The organism is Pseudorhizobium endolithicum, from assembly GCF_902153245.2.
Taxonomy (GTDB): Bacteria; Pseudomonadota; Alphaproteobacteria; order Rhizobiales; family Rhizobiaceae; genus Neorhizobium; species Neorhizobium endolithicum.
Genome location: NZ_CABFWF030000018.1, coordinates 296588 through 314305 on the forward strand (window position 1 = coordinate 296588; position 17718 = coordinate 314305).

Consider the following 17718-nt stretch of genomic DNA (forward strand, 5'->3'; position numbering starts at 1 on the left):
AGCATCGTATCTGTTTTGCAAGCCCCCATACGAAAGAAGAGCCGGGGATTTCCATCCCGGCCCCTCCAGTATCGTAAACGTCAGGCCGTTAGGCGGCCTTGAAGGTGGACATCACCTTTTCTGCAGCGTCCTTGCCCGGCTGGCTCACTGCTTCGGCCAGCTTGCGGGTTGCATCCTGGATCGCTCGCGCCTGATCAACCGTGATCTCCGCCTGCTTGCGGATGAAGGCGGTCTGCAGTTCAACGAACTCGGAAACCGACTTCACGCCCAGCAACGCTTCCATGTGGGAAAGCGACAGATCCGCATTGGTGCGAAGGGCTTCGATCGCCTTGAGACCGACCTCCACCGAGCCCGCCTGCGCGGACCGCAGGGTCGTCTCGACGGTCTTGCTGGCTTCCTCGGTCGCTGCCTTGACCTTCGCATAGGCTTCGCGGGACTGCACGGCGCCCTTTTCGGCGAATTCGCGGAAGCTGTCCGTCAGCCTGGCCGGATCGAAGGCGCTGAAGGAGAAGATATCATCGGTACCATATGCCATGTTCATGCTCCTTGATTGGTTATTCCCCAGCGAGCCACCGAGGTTTCGTAAGGGTTATATAATAGATTTCATTGTGCATTGCAATATTTTTGTGCGCTGCACCATTCCCGTTAACCTTTCGAGCGGTTATCGGGGGCGTTTTATGGACCAAAAACCGGGGCGAGGTTATTAACACTGTGTTAAGACTGGCCTCGCTCAAGACCCGGGTTCTCTTCATGACCGCCAACCAGTACCCGTTCATCGATCTCGCCGTGCACGAGCGTGTGCGCGATCACTTCGCCGCCGGCGACGCGATCGTCCTCTTCTCGGCGGACATGGCAGCGGTACTATGGGCCAACGGCAGGGGCGCCCGCCTCTTCGGCTACGATTCCGTCTACGATTTCCTGGATCAGGGACCGCGGCAACACGATATCCTCTACAGGCAGATCGAGGCGGCCGGCCAGAGGGTAGCGGCAACCCGGAGCCGAGCCACCCTCACCATTCGCATTTCCTCGGGATTCCGTTCGGTTCCCGTGGCCGCAGGCTGCGAGACCATCGATGTGGCGGGCGAGCCTGCCGTTCTCTTCACCACCCAACAGACAACCTCCCGCAACCGTCCCGGCACGGGCATGATCGACGGGCTGGACGATCCAGGCACCCATGTGGCGGTCATCGACTCGACCGGCGAGGTGCTGGATGCGTCCCCCGATTTCTCGCACCTCGGACTGACCCGGCACACCGGGCAAATGCTGGCCACCATGGCCGCCAGCGATCCCAGCCGCCTCGTCAAACGGCCCGTGCCTACGGAGAAGGGCTATCTTCCGGCAGCGATCGGCAAGCTTTCGGACGATCCGGCGCTGCATCTGCTCCTCGTCGTCGAGACGGTTCCATCGGGAATGGACCTCGCTCCCGACGCGGAGGAGACTGGCCCGCTGGCGGCCACTGAAGTGAAGGACCGGAGCGATGACGGCTTCCGCATCGCCATCGAGGCCGTGGCGGATATCGAGGAGACGCCCGACGAGGAGGAGATCACGACGCTTGATCTCGACGGGCAGGCCGAGGCCGCCGAGGATGCCCCAAGGGAGAGCCATGCCACAGCCGAGGAACAAGCCGAAGCGAACGCGGCCCCAGCCAGTGCCGCCATCAGCCCAGGCGGCGCCGACCCCGGCGATCATCCCTCCGCTGCGAGGGAGCAGCCGCCGGAAGAGCGCTTCGCATTCCGGAAGGACAGCCGTGCCACCCGCTTCGTCTGGAAGATCGACGCAGACGGCTGCTTCCGCGAAGTCTCTGACGAGTTCGCCGCGACGGTAGGCCCCCGGGCTGCGGACATCAGCGGGACCACCTTCACCGAACTTGCGGACCGCCTGCACCTGGATCCGGACGGGCGGGTCGGAGAACTCCTGCGCAGGCGCGATACATGGTCCGGCAAGACCATCTGGTGGCCGGTGGAAGGCACGTCGCTCCGGGTGCCTATCGATCTTGCAGCCCTTCCGACCTATACGCGCGACCGCATTTTCGACGGCTTCCGCGGCTTCGGGATCATCCGTGTCGGCGACGCCGTGGAAGACCCGCACGCCCTGGGAATGACTCTCGCGGCCGCTTCTGGCCAGACGGCAGATCTTGAAGCTCCGACGGCAGCACTGGATGCCGCGGCGGCAGAGGAGCCGGCTTCCATCGTGGAAGCGGAAAGGGAGGAGGCGCATACCGATCCCGCTGACCCATCCACAGAGGACGGCATGGCTGCCGCCCCGCTCTCCGCAGGGGATGAGGGCGGAGAAACCGTGCCTGCTGCTGCCGGCGGAACGCCGGCCGAGGACGGTTCGCCCGCGGTCGAGGGAGGCAGCGGCCAGTTCGATCTGCCGGAGGGAGAGAAACCGGCCCTCAGACTCGTGGAGAACGCCTCCCCCGCCGGTTCCGAGAAGATCGTCCAGCTTCCCGATAGGCGGGTTCGGCGGGAAGGCCTGTCTCCCGTGGAGCAGGCGGCGTTCCGCGAGATCGCCCGGCAGCTCGACACATTCGTGGGACGCAGAAGCGAAGATGCGAAGGACGCCGCCTCGAAGGATCGGCCGAGCGATACGACCGTGACGGAGCCAGCCGCACCGCAGGCCGACTTCGAACCGGCTCCGGTTGCGGATACCGTCGAAACGGCCAGCGCAGCGCAGGAGGCCGCGCCGCCGGCAGAGACCCCGCCCGCTCAGGCCAGCAGTGAACCGGCGCTCGCTTCCGACCCCGATCCTGCCGATGAGATCGACGCACGGGATGGCGAGCCGAACGCCGACCGGCCGCCCGTATCGCGCGAGCGGACGGGACTGACGGGCGAGATTCTGGACCAGATGCCCGTGGCTCTCCTCGTGCACAGCGGCGACACCCTCATTCACGGCAATCCGGAGTTCCTGCGCCTCACGGGTTACCCGTCAATCGAGGCGCTGGCGGAAATCGGCGGTCTCGACGCCCTGCTGCAACGCCAGGACCTTGAAGGCACCGACGACCACCCGAGCGGTCTCGTCGTCGTCCGCGCGAACGACGATATCGTTCCCGTTACAGCACGCCTGCAGTCCGTGCGCTTCGAGGACGCGACAGCCCTGCTGCTGGCGCTGATGCCGGTTGCCGAGGAGCCGCAGGCACTGAGTGAGCGGAAGGAGGCGGACGTCATACCGCTGGCCAGGCCCGTGCCGGAGCAGATGGCGCGGTTGCAGGTCGAGGCGGAGGAACTGAGAGCGATATTGGAGACCGCCACCGACGGCGTGGTTATACTCGGGCTGGACGGCAACATCCGCTCGATGAACCGTGCCGCCAGCGCGCTGTTCAACTACGACAACGATGAAATCGACGGCAAGCCGTTCGTCATGCTCTTTGCCCATGAAAGCCAGAAGGCAATCATGGAGTATCTGACAAGACTGTCCGACCAGGGGGTTGCGAGCCTTCTCAACGACGGCCGCGAGGTGATCGGGCGTGAAGCGTCCGGCGGCTTCATACCGCTTTTCATGACGATCGGCCGGCTGACCTCCTCGAACGGCTTCTGCGCCGTCATCCGCGACGTGACGCAATGGAAGCGCACAGAAGAGGAATTGCGGACGGCAAAGCGGGCGGCCGAGACCGCAAACGCGCACAAGAGCGAATTCCTGGCCCATGTGAGCCATGAAATCCGCACGCCCTTGAATGCGATCATCGGCTTTGCGGATATCATGGCAACGGAACGTTTCGGACCGGCGGGGCATCCGCGCTACGTGGAGTATGCCAACGATATCGTCCGCTCCGGCCGGCACGTGCTCGACATCGTCAACGACCTCCTCGACATCTCGAAGATCGAGGCGGGCGAGATGGAACTGGAATTCGCGGCCGTGGAACTGAACGAAACGGTTTCCGAAACCGTTTCGCTGGTGCAGCCCCAGGCGAACGGCCAGCGGGTTATCATCCGCACCGCCCTCTCCCATGCCGTGCCGCCGGTCATGGCGGACCTGCGCTCGGTCAAGCAGATCGTCCTCAACATCCTCTCGAACGCGATCCGGTTCACGCCTTCGGGCGGGCAGATCGTGGTGTCTACCGCTTACGAGGCGAACGGAAGCGTGGTGCTGCGTGTCCGCGACACGGGCATCGGCATGACCCGCGCCGAACTGGACCTGGCCATGAAGCCGTTCCGGCAGGTCGCAGGCAGTACCCGGAAACGCGGCGACGGCACCGGACTTGGGCTGCCGCTGACCAAGGCCATGGTGGACGCCAACCGGGCAACCTTCGCAATCAACTCCGCACCCCGTGAAGGAACGCTCGTCGAAATCACCTTTCCTGCCCAGAGGGTGCTTGCGAACCGGGACCTGCCGATCTAGCAGATTTCCTCGTCTCGAGAGGATCCACACTTGCGGGTTTCCCAGCAAACGAGCAGCGCGACGCCGCGGCGGCCACCCCGGATCGGAGCCGGACTGGCGGTCTTCACGGCGGCGATCGTCGCCGCGCCCATCATCGCCGTTCTGTGGATAGCTGTCACCGGCGGAGACGACAGCTGGCGCCATATCCTGGCGAACGTCATTCCGCGCGCGGCACTCCGGACGCTGGAACTGCTTCTGCTGACCGGCGGGCTCAGCGCGTTCTTCGGAATCCTGACTGCCTGGCTGGTGACCAGCTACGATTTCCCGATGCGCCGCATCCTCTCGGTCCTGCTCGTCCTGCCGCTCGCCATCCCCTCCTATCTCGCCGCGTATGCGTTCGGGGAATTCGCGGATTTCACGGGTCCGCTGCAGACCGCCTATCGTGCCGTGTTCGGATTTCGGACCTCCCGCGACTACTCCTTCCCTGACATACGATCCATGGGGGGCGCAGTGGTGATCCTGAGCTCGGTGCTCTACCCGTACATATACCTCGCCTGTCGCTCCATGTTCCTGATGCAGGGACGCGCCGCCGCCGATGTCGCCCGTACGCTCGGCGCCAGTCCGGCCAAGGTCTTCTGGCGGGTCCAGATCCCCATGGCCCGGCCGGCAATCGTGATCGGCCTGACGCTCGTGACGATGGAGACGCTGAACGACATCGGCGCGGTGCAATTTCTGGGCATCAACACCCTCACCTTCGCGGTCTATGACACATGGCTCAATCGCGGCAGCCTCGGCGGCGCAGCCCAGATCGCTGTCGCGATGCTGGGGCTCGTGGCGCTGCTGATCTGGCTGGAACGTGCTGCCCGGCGGAGCCAGCGATATTCGAGCAACCGGACCACGGCGGCGGTGTATGATGTGGTCCGGATCCGCCTGTCCGGGCCGAGGGCGGTCGCAGCAGCCTGCGCCTGCATCATCCCCGTCGTGGCGGGATTCATCATTCCGGTTGCAGTCCTCGGAAGCTTTGCGTTGCGCAGGCTGGACCAGTACCTTGATGCGAGGCTGCTGGATGCCTTCTGGAACAGTGTGCTGGTTTCGGCGTCGACCGCCGCCATCGCCGTTCTGCTCGGTTTCGTCCTCTCCTATGCCATGCGGTGCGATCGATCATCGGCCACCGCGTTTGCCGGACGGGTAGCCTCCCTCGGCTACGGGATCCCGGGCACGGTCCTCGCCATCGGCGTGCTGATCCCGATGGCCAGCCTCGACAATGCCCTCGACGGCTTCCTGCGATCGAACTTCGGGATTTCGACCGGCCTTCTCCTTTCCGGCAGCGGCGCAGCGATCGTCTACGCCTGCATCGCCCGGTTCATGACCATGGCCGAGGGCACGCTGGACGCCGGCTTCCAGAAGCTCTCACCACACCTCGACATGGCCGCCCGGACCCTGGGCCGCAGCCAGTTGCAGGCGCTGTCGTCGGTCCTTCTCCCGAATATCCGGCCCGCGATGATAACGGCGGCCCTTCTGGTGTTCATCGAAACGATGAAGGAACTCTCGGCCACCATGCTGTTGAGGCCGTTCAACTTCAACACGCTGGCGACGCTCGTCTACGAGGACGCCTCCCGCGCCAGGATCGAGGATTCGTCCGTGGCAGCCATGATCATCATCGCCGCCGGACTGATCCCGGTCGTGCTGGTCTCGCGCTCCCTCGACAAGCGGCCCTGAGACGAGGGCAAAAAAGAAGGCGGCTGGTGCCGCCTTTTAGGTAATGCTGTCTGACGTGCCGATCGGATCCTCATGTCCGGGAGCGCCGCTCCAGATCCGGCTTGCACGAGATAACTCTGTGCTGCTTTACTCTTGGCCAACACTTCCTAACAGCGCGTTAAAACGATACACGAGGTCTCGCACCCGCCGGGGATGTCCGAAAAGGATTCGGGATCGCTCCGGAATGGGCCACCCTGGCCTTAACCATCAGATCCGGAGCTCCTCCAGGCCGGCGAAGAGCTCGAGCGCCTCCGGATTGGCCAGGGCTTCCTTGTTCTTGACCGGCCGGCCGTGAACCACGTCCCGTACCGCCAGCTCCACGATCTTTCCCGACTTGGTCCTTGGAATATCGGCGACGGCGATGACCTTGGCCGGAACATGCCGCGGCGATGCGCCGGTCCGGATGCGGCTCTTGATGGTCTTGACCAGATCGTCATCGAGCGCAACGCCCGGGGCCAGTCGAACGAAGAGGACCACACGGACGTCCCCGTCCCAGTCCTGGCCTATGCATATGGCTTCCGCCACCTCCGGCAGCTGCTCGACCTGATTGTAGATCTCCGCCGTACCGATGCGCACGCCGCCCGGGTTCAACGTCGCGTCGGAGCGGCCATGGATGACGATGCCTCCGTGCTCCGTCCACTCGGCAAAGTCGCCGTGGCACCAGACATTCGGAAAGCGGTCGAAATAGGCGGCCCGGTACTTCTCGCCCTGCGGATCGTTCCAGAACATGATCGGCATTGAAGGGAACGGTCTGGTGCAGACCAGTTCGCCCTTCTCTCCCCGGACCGGCTGGCCCTCGTCATTCCAGACATCGACTGCGAGTGCCAGTCCCGGCCCCTGGATTTCGCCCCGCCAGACGGGTTTCAGCGGATTGCCCAGCACGAAACAGGAGACGATATCCGTCCCGCCCGAGATGGAGGCCAGATGCACATCCGGCTTGATGCCTTCGTAGACGAAGGAAAAGCCTTCCGGAGACAGTGGCGATCCCGTTGACGTCATGAGCCGCAGAGGGGACAGGCCATGGGTTTCACGAGGCACGATGCCGCTTTTGCGGACCGCATCGATGTATTTTGCCGAGGTTCCGAAGACCGCGAAGCCTTCCTCCTGGGCATAGTCGAACAGCACGGTCGCGTCGGGGGCGAAGGGGGAGCCGTCGAAGAGGCAAAGCGTGGCTCCCACGGCCAGGCCCGAAACCAACCAGTTCCACATCATCCAGCCGCAGGTGGTGAAGTAGAAGAGCTTTTCTCCGGGCTCGATCCCGCAATGCAGCCGGTGTTCCTTCAGATGCTGGAGCAGCGTGCCACCGGCAGAATGCACGATACACTTGGGGACACCCGTCGTGCCGGAGGAGAAGAGGATGTAGAGCGGATGGGAAAAGGGCAGCGGAAGGAACTCGAGTTCCCGGGCCGGGAACGGCGCGATGAAATCCGGCAGCGTCCGGGCATCGGCAAGGGAAGCCGCAAGGGCGGGCGCATCTCCCGCATAGGGGACGATCACCACAGGCACGGCGAGGACGGAGGCGACCGCGCGGACCTTGTCCGAGACGTCCTGAAGCTTTCCGTTATACCAGTAACCATCGCAGGCAATGAACAGGCTCGGCTCGATTTGGCCGAAGCGGTCGAGAACGCCCTGCTCGCCAAAATCGGGGGAGCAGGAGGACCAGACAGCTCCGAGCGATGCCGCCGCCAGCATCAAAGCCACCGTCTCCGGGACGTTCGGCATCATCGCCACGATGCGGTCTCCCTGCCGGATGCCGGCCGCCTGCATCGCTTGCTGCATGCGCGATACTTCCGCACGCAGGCGGTCCCACGACCACCGGCCGCGGGCCTTGTCCTCCCCCCAGAAAACGATGGCGTCTTCCCGGCCACGCCGCGACAACAGGTTCTCGGCGAAGTTGAGCCTTGCCTCCGGGAAGAAACGGGCCGCCAGCATGTCGTCGCCGTTCACCAGCACCTGCGCTCCGGGTTCGCCCTTCACGCCGCAGAAGGTCCAGATCGCGCGCCAGAATTCCTCCGGGGCATCGACAGACCACCGATGAAAGTCATCGGAGTTTGACTGAGGGCTGCCGTACCGTTCGCGGCACCACGACATGAAAGCCCACAACGGCGATTTCTCGATCTGCTCCCGCGGGGGGCTCCAAAGCGGCTTTACAAGTGTCATGCATTTCCTCCATCCCAATAAAGACCGATATAGCATGCTGCAGCGCAGAATAAACCGCCACCGCCGGGAAGCGGGCGACGTTTGCACCCTCCACGGATTTCCTATATCGCCATCGCAGCCGCCCTGACGCCGGCGGACAACCCGACCTCTCAGATCGCGTGACGCATGCAGGCGATGGCTCGCACCAGACTGACACGAATTTGGCGCCGCTGGTGGCGGCCGGTCACGCTCGTCATAGCACTCCTTCTCCTGGCCGCGCTCGCCGTGCGGCTCGTGGCACCGGTCGTCGTATCGACTGCGGCCGTGCGTGAAGCAATGGAGCGGACACTGGCGGACTGGACGGGCCATGAGGTAACGGTGGATGGCTCTCCGACCCTTACCTTCTGGCCGGAGCCGCGGATCGAACTGAGCCGCGTGTCGATCGTGAAACCGGCAATCAAGGGGGTAACGGTTCTCGCACGCATTTCCAGCGTGTCCGCGGAGTTCAATTTCCTCGGTGCGTTTCGCGGACGACCGGCATTCGAGGACTTCATCCTTTCCGAACCGGAAATCTACCTCACCCGAAACGAAATGGGCGAGTTGAACTGGATGAAAGAGGGTCTTCTCGGAGACGCGGCGCTCAATGCCACGCCGGCCGGCGCCGCTGTCTCGATCGACCCGTCCCTCGATCGCGACATCGGCGACGTGCTCATCGAGAACGGCCGACTGGAACTAAGGGACAGCATCACCGGGCTGGACTGGATGGCGTCCGGCATAACCGGCGAACTTCATTGGCCCAGATTTTCCGAGCCGGCCTCTCTGGAGGTAACAGCGCTCCTCAACGGAAGACAGATCGATGTCGACCTCGCATCGGGGCAGCCCCTCCTGCTTCTTTCGGGACGAGAGGCCTCGCTCGATCTGGACCTGAACTCCGACCTGCTACTGGCGCAGTTCAGCGGCCGTGCCAGCCTCGCGGAGCATGGGTTTGTTTCCGGTGAACTCGGCTTTTCCGGCACCGACGCCGGCGCTGCTGCCGCCTGGATGGGAATGCCGGGTTCCATATTGGAAAATGGCCAGCCGTTTTCTTTCGGGGCCGAGGTGCTGACGACCGAAGAGGCTTTGCGCTTCGACAGGCTGCGCATGTCAATGAACCGGATGGAGGCAACCGGCATCGCCGACCTTCTGTTCCCGGCGGAGCGGCCACCACGGCTGACCGGCACACTGGCAATCGACCGGCTGGATCTTGTCGCGCTGAGGCCCCTTATGAACCCCGGCAGGGGGAGCGGCAGCGCCGACCAACTGCTGCAGGGGCTGGAACTTGATCTGCGCCTCTCGGCACGGGAGGTTGCAGCCGGTTCCTTTTCCCTGGCACAGGCGGCGCTGAGCATCGTGAACGAGAACAGCCAGTTCCGCACCGATATCGTCGATGGTTCGTTGGAGGGTGGCAGGATCACCGGCCGGATGGTGACGGTGTCAGAACCCGGCGAGCCGAAGACCGATCTGCAACTGGCCGTCCGCGACGCCAATCTGGAAGCGATCTTCCAGAAACTGGGCGTCAGCGGGCCTATACCTGTCGCGACGGGCTCCCTGGAGCTTTCCGCCACGCTTCCTCAAGGGGAGTGGGAGCGCCTGCAGGAGGGCCGCGGCTCCTTCCGCATCACGACGGCTGCCGGCATCCTGCCGGACCTGGATCCCGGAACCATCCTTCATCGGGTGGGAAACCGGACTTACCTGCCGCTGAAGAACCCGGAAGGACAGGATTTCCTGTACCAGCGCCTCGATCTTTCCGCGACCTTCGAGCGGGGACTTGCGGAAATCCAGTCCGGCGTCATCGAAGGCGATGCGATCAACGTGACGCTCTCCGGCCTTCTCCCCCTCGACGGGGGCGGGCTGGCGTTGTCCGCGATGCTGACGCCGGCGGCGGCGCCGACCAAATCCAGCGCATTGTTCATAGGCGGATCGGTCGCCGAGCCCGTGGTTATCACCCAGATAGCTGATCCGGCTGGTGGGCGGTAGCTCCCCGCCACGACCGCCGTCTCTTCCGTCTCCGTCAAGCTCTACCGTCTCACGCCGCTCCCCGCAGCGCCACGTGTTCGTCGCGGATGCGCCGAAGCTCCGCGCGCTTGGATGTGATCGAGGCAGCGATCACGCCGATCGTCACGAGCCCGATGAGGATCGTGCAGATTGCGTTGATCTCCGGCGTCACGCCGAGCCTGACCTGCGAATAGATCTTGATCGGCAGCGTCGTGGCACCAGGACCGGTCGTGAAGCTCGCGATCACGAGGTCGTCGAGAGACAGGGTAAAAGCCAGCATCCATCCTGCCACGACGGCCGGCATGATCAGCGGCAAGGTGATCCTGAAGAAGGTCTTGACCGGCGGGCAACCGAGATCCTGGGCGGCCTCCTCGAGGCTGCGGTCGAAGGTGAGCAGCCGCGACTGCACGACGATCGCCACATAGCACATCGAGAAGGTCGTATGGGCAATGGTGACGGTCCAGAAGCCGCGGTCGACGTTCAACGCCACGAAGAGCAACAGCAGCGAAAGCCCGGTGATGACCTCCGGCATGACGAGCGGAGCATAGATCATTCCCGAGAAGAGCGTCTTGCCCGGAAAGCGGGCATAGCGCACCAGCGAAAGCGCCGCCATCGTACCGAGGACGGTACCGATCGTCGCGCTCAGGATCGCGACACGGGCGGTCACCCAGGCCGCGTCCATCAGACCCTCGTTCGACCACATGGCCGAATACCACTGCAGCGAAAATCCGCCCCAGACCGTGACCAGCCGCGAGGCATTGAACGAATAGATCACCAGGATGATGATCGGGATGTAGAGGAAGGCGAAGCCGAGGGTCAGGATTACCGGATCGAAGCGGGACGACTTCATGGCCTACCTCACCTTCTGCTGCTGGTTCTGGAAGATCACGATCGGGATCACGAGCACCAGAAGCAGCAGCACGGCAACCGCCGAGGCCAGCGGCCAGTCGCGGTTTCCGAAGAATTCGGTCCAGAGCGTCTTGCCGATCATCAGCGTCTCCGCACCGCCGAGAAGATCCGGGATGACGAACTCTCCGGTGATGGGAATGAAGCAGATCATCGAGCCGGCGATCACGCCCGGCAGGGAAAGCGGAAAGGTGATGCGCCAAAAGGCCTTGAGCGGCGGGCATCCGAGATCGTTCGCCGCCTCCAGCAGCGTGGCGTCCATTTTTTCGAGCGCAGAATAGAGCGGCAGCACCATGAACGGCAGGTACGAGTAGACGATGCCGATGAAGACCGCCGTATCTGTCCGGAAGATCTGCACCTGCTCGCCAGGCCCGAGCAGCCCTATCGCCTGCAACAGCACGGTCAGCAGCCCCTCCGGCTTCAGGATTCCGATCCAGGCATAGACCCGGATCAGGAACGAGGTCCAGAACGGCAGGATCACCATCATCACCAGCGTCGGCCGCCAGCCCGTGGGCGCGCGCGCCATCGCAAGCGCCATGGGATAGCCGATCAGCAGCAACAGGAGTGTCGAGATGAAGGCCATCCGCAGCGACGAGAGGTAGGAATCGATGTAGAGCGGGTCCTCCATCAGGAACGTGTAGTTCTCGAAGTCCAGCTGCGAGACGAAGTCGCCGAGCGCGCCCAGTCCTTCCAGGACGGGCGTGTAGGGCGGCATGGCGATCGCCGTGTCCGACAGCGAAATCTTCAGGATGATCAGGAACGGCGCCGCGAAGAACAGCAGCAGCCAGATATAGGGCACCGCCACGACGAGCCAGCGGGCCGGACCTGCATTGGGGTTGGTTGCCGTCTCTGCCATCGCCGCCCCCTTTATCTCGTCAGCACCAATCCGGCATCGCGCGGCCAGGTGAGCCAGACCATGTCGCCGAAGGTGATCGGCCTGTCCACGAGGCGGGAGACGTTGGCCTGTGCCGCACGGATGATCCGGCCGTCCGCGAAACTGACGAGGAAGACCGAAAAGTCGCCGAGGTAGCCGATATCCCAGACTTCCCCATAGGCGGCGTTCACCGAAGTATCGGCCGGCTGATCCAGGCTGATGCGTACCTTTTCCGGACGGATCGCGAAGGCGACGCGGTCACCGGCGGATGCCGGGCATTCCTGGTCCGCGGCCACGGCCACCGCCAGGCCGTCGCAGTCGAGGGAAACGGCGCCCGGCGAACCGTTGCCGCTGCCGGCCGAAACGACGGTAGCCTCCATGATATTGATGTCGCCGATGAAGTCCGCGACGTAGCGGCTGTTGGGCGCCTCGTAGATTTCGGCGGGGGTCGCCACCTGCACGATCACGCCCTTGTCCATCACCGCAATCCGGTCGGAGACGGTCATCGCCTCCTCCTGGTCGTGGGTGACGATCAGGAAGGTCAGTCCCAGCGTATGCTGGATATCCATCAGCTCGAACTGAGTTTCCTCACGCAGCTTCCGGTCGAGGGCGCCGAGCGGTTCGTCGAGCAGGAGCACCTTGGGACGTTTTGCAAGCGAGCGCGCCAGCGCGACGCGCTGACGCTGGCCGCCGGAAAGCTGCCCCGGTTTCCGCCTGGCGAACTCCTCCAGCTTGACGAGCTTCAGCATCTCCTGGACACGCGCTTCGATCTCGCCCTTAGACAGCCTGTCCTGCTCCAGGCCGAAGGCGATGTTCTTCTCCACCGTCATGTGCGGAAAGAGCGCATAGCTCTGGAACATCATGTTGGTCGGCCGCCGATAGGGAGGCACGCCGGAAATGTCCTGTCCCTGGAGCAGGATCCGCCCTTCGGTCGGTTCCTCGAAGCCCGCCAGCATGCGCATCAGCGTGGTCTTGCCGCAGCCGGAGGGGCCGAGCAGCGAGAAGAACTCGCGTTCGTAGATGTCCAGGCTAAGATTGCTGACGGCGGTGAAATTACCGTATTTCTTGGTGATATTCTCGAACCGGATGAAGGGAGTTGCTGCGGGATCAGTCCAAGGTGCGAACTTGCGTTTTACAGGTCCCAGAGATTTCGCCATGCCGCTCCCCAATGAGCTCCGTTGTCACCACGAAGAGGAAAAGGGCAGGTCCGAGACCTGCCCCTTGATGCTCAGCTACCCGTCTTGATCTGGGTCCAGAGCCGGTTGAGGACGCGCTGCTCTCGCGGGCCGTATGGGGAGATCGTGAAGAGCTTGGAAACGGTCTCCTCCGGCGGATAGACGGCCGGGTTTTCCAGCACTTCCTTGTCGATGAACTCCTGCGAGGCGAGGTTGCCGTTCGCATACTGGACGTAGTTGGAAGCCTTGGCGATCACCTCCGGCTTCATCAGGTAATTGATGAATTCGTGGGCTTCCTCGACATTCTTGGCATCCGCGGGGATGGCGAGATTGTCGAACCACATATAGGTGCCTTCCTTCGGGATCACGTATTCCACCTTGACCCCGTTGCCGGCCTCTTCGGCGCGGGCCTTGGCCTGGAGAATATCGCCCGACCAGCCCATGGTGATGCAGGTATCGCCATTGGCAAGCTCATCGATATATGCGGAGGAGTTGAACGTCTTCACGTGCGGGCGGATGTTCATGTAGACCTCGCCGCCCGCTTCCAGATCGGCGGTTTCCTTGCTGTCGGGGTCCTTGCCGATGTAGTTCATCGCGATCGCGAATGTCTCGTCGGAGGCGTCGAGGATGTTGATGCCGCAGGCCTTCAGCTTCTCGGCGTTCTCGGGCTTGAAGAGGATATCCCAGCTGTCGACCGGAACATCGCCCAGCGCCGCCTTCACCTTGTCGACATTGTAGCCGATGCCGGTGGTCCCCCACATGTAGTTCACGGCAAACTCGTTGCCGGGATCGTACTTGGCGAGCCGCTCGGTGATCTGCGGCCACATGTTGGAGAGATTGGGCAGCTTCGACTTGTCGAGCTTCTGGAACACGCCCGCCTGGATCTGGCGGGCAAGGAAAGGTCCGGTCGGCACCACCACGTCATAGCCCGATCCCCCCGCCAACAGCTTGGTCTCGACGATCTCGTTGGAATCGAAGACGTCGTAGACGACCTTGATGCCCGTTTCCTTGGTGAAGTCCTCAAGGATCGACTCGTCAATGTAGTCGGACCAGTTGTAGACATGGACCACCCGTTCCTGCGCGACGGCGGCAGTGGCGGCAATCGCGATGCCGGCAACGGTTGCGGCAAGACGGAGGAAGTTGGTTTTCATGATCTCTCCTGTTCCCTTTTATGCAGGACCGTCGGACGGTCCGTTCTCCATGATCAGGCGAGAGTAAGAAGGAAATTTTGCACCCACAAGTGAAATGTGCGCTGCATCAAGCGCTCACTGAAAATCGAAGGCGCTGAGCCCGCTGACCATTTCGTCCAGGCCCAGCGGGCGCGTGATGGGAGGCTCCGCGCGGGCAAGGCAACCCTGCCGCTCGCAAAGGCGGCAGGCCGGGCCGCCCAGAACCCTGGCGCTCGTTCCGCCGGCGGCCTGGGCATAGGTTGTCTCGACCGCCTGCGCCCATTCGCAGCCGAGGAGGATCGCCGTACGTCTCAGCCTCTCCCCGAACGCCGCCTGCGGCCCCTCCACCGTGCGGGACACGGTCAGGAAGGCGCTTCCGTCCGGCATCTCGAAAGCCTCCGCCAGGACATGGCCCGGCTGCGCGAAGGCCGAATGGATGGCAAGTTTCGGACAGAGGCCGCCGAAGGTCGCCCGAGGATAGCCCTGGGCGCCGGCGCGGCGGATGGCATTGCCGGCATGATCGAGCTCCAGCATGAACCAGGGCACTCCCTGGGCTCCGGGCCGGGCGAGCGTGGTCAACCGGTTCGCGGCCTGCTCGAACGAGACATCGAAGCGGGACCTCAGTAGGTCCACGTCGTAACGCACCCGCTGCGCGGCCGCCAGGAAGGCGCCATAGGGCATCATCAGGGCATGCGCCGCATAGCGGGCAAGCTCGAAGCGTGCCACACGGCGCGCCTCGCTCGTCGAAAAGGACAAGGCGTCGAGTTCGGAGGAAATCTCACCGCCAAGCGCCAGCAGCGCCACCTCCATGGCGAGTTCGCGCGTACGGTCGAACGGAGACATGCGCTCGGACAGGAAGAGGCGCATGGAATGCCGGTCATATCGCCGGCGCAGGTTCGGCATGGCGTGCACCGGCAAGGTCCGCACCGCGATCCCGTGCTCGCTCTTCAGCCATGCCTTCAGCGCCGCGGGGAGATCATCGGCGGCGGACAGGCGCCGGCCGAACTCCTCGGCCGCATCCTCGATCCCTGCGAAGAAGTTCGGACGCCGCTCAAGCTGCTCCCGGACTTCATCGATCGGCAGCCGGGTGCCGGCGACGGAGGTCTGGTGGCCTTCGCGGGCGAGCATGTCGGCAAGATCGGTCAACCGGGCGCCCTGTTCGCGGTAAGCGCGGTAGAGCTTCACCATTCCCGTCGCCGCGTTCGGCGCAGCCTCCGAAACCTCGATGATCTCCTGATCGCCCGGGATCTCCCCCGCAAGCAAGGGATCGGAAAAGACCTCCCGCAGTTGCCCCGTGACGCCGGACCCCTCCCCCTGCAGCAGATCGAGATCCACCTTGTAGACCGAGGCCAGCTTGAGCAGCAGCTGAACCGTCAGGGGACGCTGGTTGCGCTCGATCAGGTTCAGATAGGAGGGCGAGATTCCGAGCGCCTCCGCCATGGCCGTCTGGGTGAGGCCCATGCTCATCCGCACACGCCGCACACGGGGCCCCGCGAAGATCTTACGTTCCGCCATGTGTCACCTTCTTTACAAACCCGCCATCCTATTTGGATTTACAACATTTACATTTTCACAGCCAGAAAAGTCAAACCGCAGACATCATAACCTCTTTCCGATCGCAGCTTTTGCATATTTTCTGGCTCATCCGCGTTAGCTTCTGTAAATCCAGTCACATGAAATGGCGAGGCCGGCTCGCTGCTTTCAGGTCTGGAACTGAATGGGAGAAACCGTAATGACCGATTTTTACAATCTCGTCCCCAATGCCCCAAAGGGCCGCTATGAAGGGATCGAACGGCCCTACGGCGTCGATGACGTCAAGCGCCTGCGAGGCTCGGTCGAGATCAAGTACACGCTGGCCGAAAATGGCGCCAATCGTCTCTGGAAGCTCATCGACGAGGAGCCCTTCGTCAACGCGCTCGGCGCCCTTTCGGGCAACCAGGCCATGCAGATGGTCCGCGCGGGCCTGAAGGCGATCTACCTGTCCGGCTGGCAGGTTGCCGCCGATGCCAACACGGCATCCGCCATGTATCCGGACCAGTCGCTCTACCCGGCCAATGCCGCTCCCGAACTTGCAAAGCGGATCAACCGCACGCTGCAGCGCGCCGACCAGATCGAGACGGCCGAAGGCAAGGGCCTCTCCGTCGAGACCTGGTTCGCCCCCATCGTCGCCGATGCCGAGGCCGGTTTCGGCGGCCCGCTCAACGCCTTCGAGATCATGAAGGCCTTCATCGAGGCCGGTGCGGCCGGCGTCCATTTCGAGGACCAGCTGGCCTCGGAAAAGAAGTGCGGCCATCTCGGCGGCAAGGTCCTGATCCCGACGGCGGCCCATATCCGCAACCTGAATGCCGCACGCCTCGCCGCCGACGTCATGGGCGTCCCGACGCTGATCGTCGCTCGCACCGATGCGGAAGCCGCCAAGCTGCTCACCTCCGACATCGACGAGCGCGACCAGCCCTTCGTCGATTATGACGCAGGCCGCACGGCGGAAGGCTTCTACCAGGTCAGGAACGGCATCGAGCCCTGCATCGCCCGCGCGATCGCCTATGCGCCCTACTGCGACATGATCTGGATGGAGACCGGCAAGCCGGACCTCGAACAGGCCCGCAAGTTCGCGGAGGCCGTCCACAAGGTCCATCCGGGCAAGAAGCTCGCCTACAATTGCTCGCCGTCGTTCAACTGGAAGAAGAACCTCGACGACGCAACGATCGCCAAGTTCCAGAAGGAACTCGGTGCGATGGGCTACAAGTTCCAGTTCATCACGCTCGCCGGCTTCCACCAGCTCAACTACGGCATGTTCGAACTGGCGCGCGGCTACAAGGACCGCCAGATGGCCGCCTATTCCGATCTGCAGGAGGCGGAATTCGCGGCAGAGGTCAACGGCTACACGGCGACCAAGCATCAGCGCGAGGTCGGCACCGGCTATTTCGACGCCGTCTCCCTGGCGATCACAGGAGGCCAGTCCTCGACCACCGCGATGAAGGAGTCCACCGAGACCGAACAGTTCCGGCCCGCAGCAGAGTAAGCGACGATCCCGACAGCAACCGCTCAAGAACCCCGAGAAAAGAGGAGAAATGCCATGAACGTCCAGACCCGCGTTAAAGAGCGCGCAGAAGAACAAGCTTCCGCGATGTCTTCCGACCAGCAGGCCATGATCCGCATGGTCGCCAACGACCTCCACCGCCTCAACCAATCGGTCATGAAGGCCGTGGATGCCGGCGTATCGGTCGAACTGGTCCGCTCCGCACGCCACCACGGCGGCGACGGAAACTGGGGCGACCTCCTCATTCCGGTTGTTGTCACGCAGGCGCATTGACGAGCAACAACCGGGAGGGCGCCGTCCGCGAGG

General features: G+C 63.5%; 12 protein-coding genes. 5 read left to right on the forward strand and 7 right to left on the reverse strand.

What is annotated here, in order from left to right:
• Positions 1 to 88 precede the first annotated feature (88 nt).
• Positions 89 to 535, reverse strand: coding sequence for a phasin (locus RTCK_RS20025; RefSeq protein WP_142594161.1), 447 nt, complete (start codon positions 533 to 535; stop codon positions 89 to 91).
• Between the two features lie 215 nt (positions 536 to 750).
• Between RTCK_RS20025 and RTCK_RS20030 the strand changes: the two genes are divergently transcribed.
• Together RTCK_RS20030 and RTCK_RS20035 are read left to right on the forward strand one after the other, a co-directional pair.
• Entirely contained in the window at positions 751 to 4338 is a 3588-nt protein-coding gene (locus tag RTCK_RS20030; RefSeq protein WP_142594162.1) for a PAS domain S-box protein, read from the forward strand.
• A gap of 30 nt (positions 4339 to 4368) precedes the next feature.
• Positions 4369 to 6036, forward strand: coding sequence for an ABC transporter permease (locus RTCK_RS20035; RefSeq protein ID WP_142594163.1), 1668 nt, complete (start codon positions 4369 to 4371; stop codon positions 6034 to 6036).
• A 246-nt stretch (positions 6037 to 6282) separates the two neighbouring features.
• Here RTCK_RS20035 and RTCK_RS20040 read toward each other — a convergent pair whose 3' ends face one another.
• Positions 6283 to 8235, reverse strand: a complete 1953-nt coding sequence (locus RTCK_RS20040) for an acetoacetate--CoA ligase (RefSeq protein WP_142594164.1) — start codon at positions 8233 to 8235, stop codon at positions 6283 to 6285.
• 174 nt (positions 8236 to 8409) lie between these two features.
• Here RTCK_RS20040 and RTCK_RS20045 point away from each other — a divergent pair, with 174 nt between their 5' ends.
• A complete protein-coding gene (locus RTCK_RS20045; RefSeq protein WP_185928080.1) occupies positions 8410 to 10230 on the forward strand; it encodes an AsmA family protein in 1821 nt (606 codons plus the stop codon).
• A gap of 49 nt (positions 10231 to 10279) precedes the next feature.
• On the opposite strand, the gene RTCK_RS20050 is transcribed toward RTCK_RS20045, so the two are convergent.
• The 5 genes from RTCK_RS20050 to RTCK_RS20070 form a co-directional block, all read right to left on the reverse strand.
• A complete protein-coding gene (locus tag RTCK_RS20050; protein WP_142594166.1) occupies positions 10280 to 11098 on the reverse strand; it encodes an ABC transporter permease in 819 nt (272 codons plus the stop codon).
• Between the two features lie 3 nt (positions 11099 to 11101).
• Positions 11102 to 12010, reverse strand: a complete 909-nt coding sequence (locus RTCK_RS20055) for an ABC transporter permease subunit (RefSeq protein ID WP_142594167.1) — start codon at positions 12008 to 12010, stop codon at positions 11102 to 11104.
• Positions 12011 to 12021: 11 nt separating this feature from the next.
• The gene (locus RTCK_RS20060) at positions 12022 to 13185 is read right to left on the reverse strand and encodes an ABC transporter ATP-binding protein (RefSeq protein WP_142594168.1); all 1164 of its coding nucleotides are present in this window, start codon (positions 13183 to 13185) and stop codon (positions 12022 to 12024) included.
• A 71-nt stretch (positions 13186 to 13256) separates the two neighbouring features.
• Complete coding sequence (locus RTCK_RS20065; protein WP_142594169.1) at positions 13257 to 14354, reverse strand: polyamine ABC transporter substrate-binding protein; 1098 nt, start codon at positions 14352 to 14354, stop codon at positions 13257 to 13259.
• Positions 14355 to 14468: 114 nt separating this feature from the next.
• Positions 14469 to 15887, reverse strand: a complete 1419-nt coding sequence (locus RTCK_RS20070) for a helix-turn-helix domain-containing protein (RefSeq protein ID WP_142594170.1) — start codon at positions 15885 to 15887, stop codon at positions 14469 to 14471.
• Between the two features lie 217 nt (positions 15888 to 16104).
• On the opposite strand from RTCK_RS20070, the gene aceA reads away from it, so the two are divergent.
• A complete protein-coding gene (gene aceA / locus RTCK_RS20075; protein ID WP_142594171.1) occupies positions 16105 to 17394 on the forward strand; it encodes an isocitrate lyase in 1290 nt (429 codons plus the stop codon).
• Positions 17395 to 17448: 54 nt separating this feature from the next.
• Positions 17449 to 17685 carry an SMc00767 family acetate metabolism repressor gene (locus RTCK_RS20080; protein WP_142521759.1) on the forward strand — a complete coding sequence of 79 codons (237 nt, stop codon included), beginning with the start codon at positions 17449 to 17451 and terminating at the stop codon, positions 17683 to 17685.
• Positions 17686 to 17718 lie beyond the last annotated feature (33 nt).

Excerpts from the sequence above, each read along its gene's own strand:
- RTCK_RS20025 (WP_142594161.1), bottom strand. The coding sequence starts at position 535 with ATGGCATATGGTACCGATGATATCTTCTCCTTCAGCGCCTTCGATCCG.
- RTCK_RS20030 (WP_142594162.1), top strand. The coding sequence starts at position 751 with ATGACCGCCAACCAGTACCCGTTCATCGATCTCGCCGTGCACGAGCGT.
- RTCK_RS20040 (WP_142594164.1), bottom strand. The coding sequence starts at position 8,235 with ATGACACTTGTAAAGCCGCTTTGGAGCCCCCCGCGGGAGCAGATCGAG.
- RTCK_RS20045 (WP_185928080.1), top strand. The coding sequence starts at position 8,410 with ATGGCTCGCACCAGACTGACACGAATTTGGCGCCGCTGGTGGCGGCCG.
- RTCK_RS20050 (WP_142594166.1), bottom strand. The coding sequence starts at position 11,098 with ATGAAGTCGTCCCGCTTCGATCCGGTAATCCTGACCCTCGGCTTCGCC.
- RTCK_RS20055 (WP_142594167.1), bottom strand. The coding sequence starts at position 12,010 with ATGGCAGAGACGGCAACCAACCCCAATGCAGGTCCGGCCCGCTGGCTC.
- RTCK_RS20060 (WP_142594168.1), bottom strand. The coding sequence starts at position 13,185 with ATGGCGAAATCTCTGGGACCTGTAAAACGCAAGTTCGCACCTTGGACT.
- RTCK_RS20065 (WP_142594169.1), bottom strand. The coding sequence starts at position 14,354 with ATGAAAACCAACTTCCTCCGTCTTGCCGCAACCGTTGCCGGCATCGCG.
- RTCK_RS20070 (WP_142594170.1), bottom strand. The coding sequence starts at position 15,887 with ATGGCGGAACGTAAGATCTTCGCGGGGCCCCGTGTGCGGCGTGTGCGG.
- aceA (WP_142594171.1), top strand. The coding sequence starts at position 16,105 with ATGACCGATTTTTACAATCTCGTCCCCAATGCCCCAAAGGGCCGCTAT.
- RTCK_RS20080 (WP_142521759.1), top strand. The coding sequence starts at position 17,449 with ATGAACGTCCAGACCCGCGTTAAAGAGCGCGCAGAAGAACAAGCTTCC.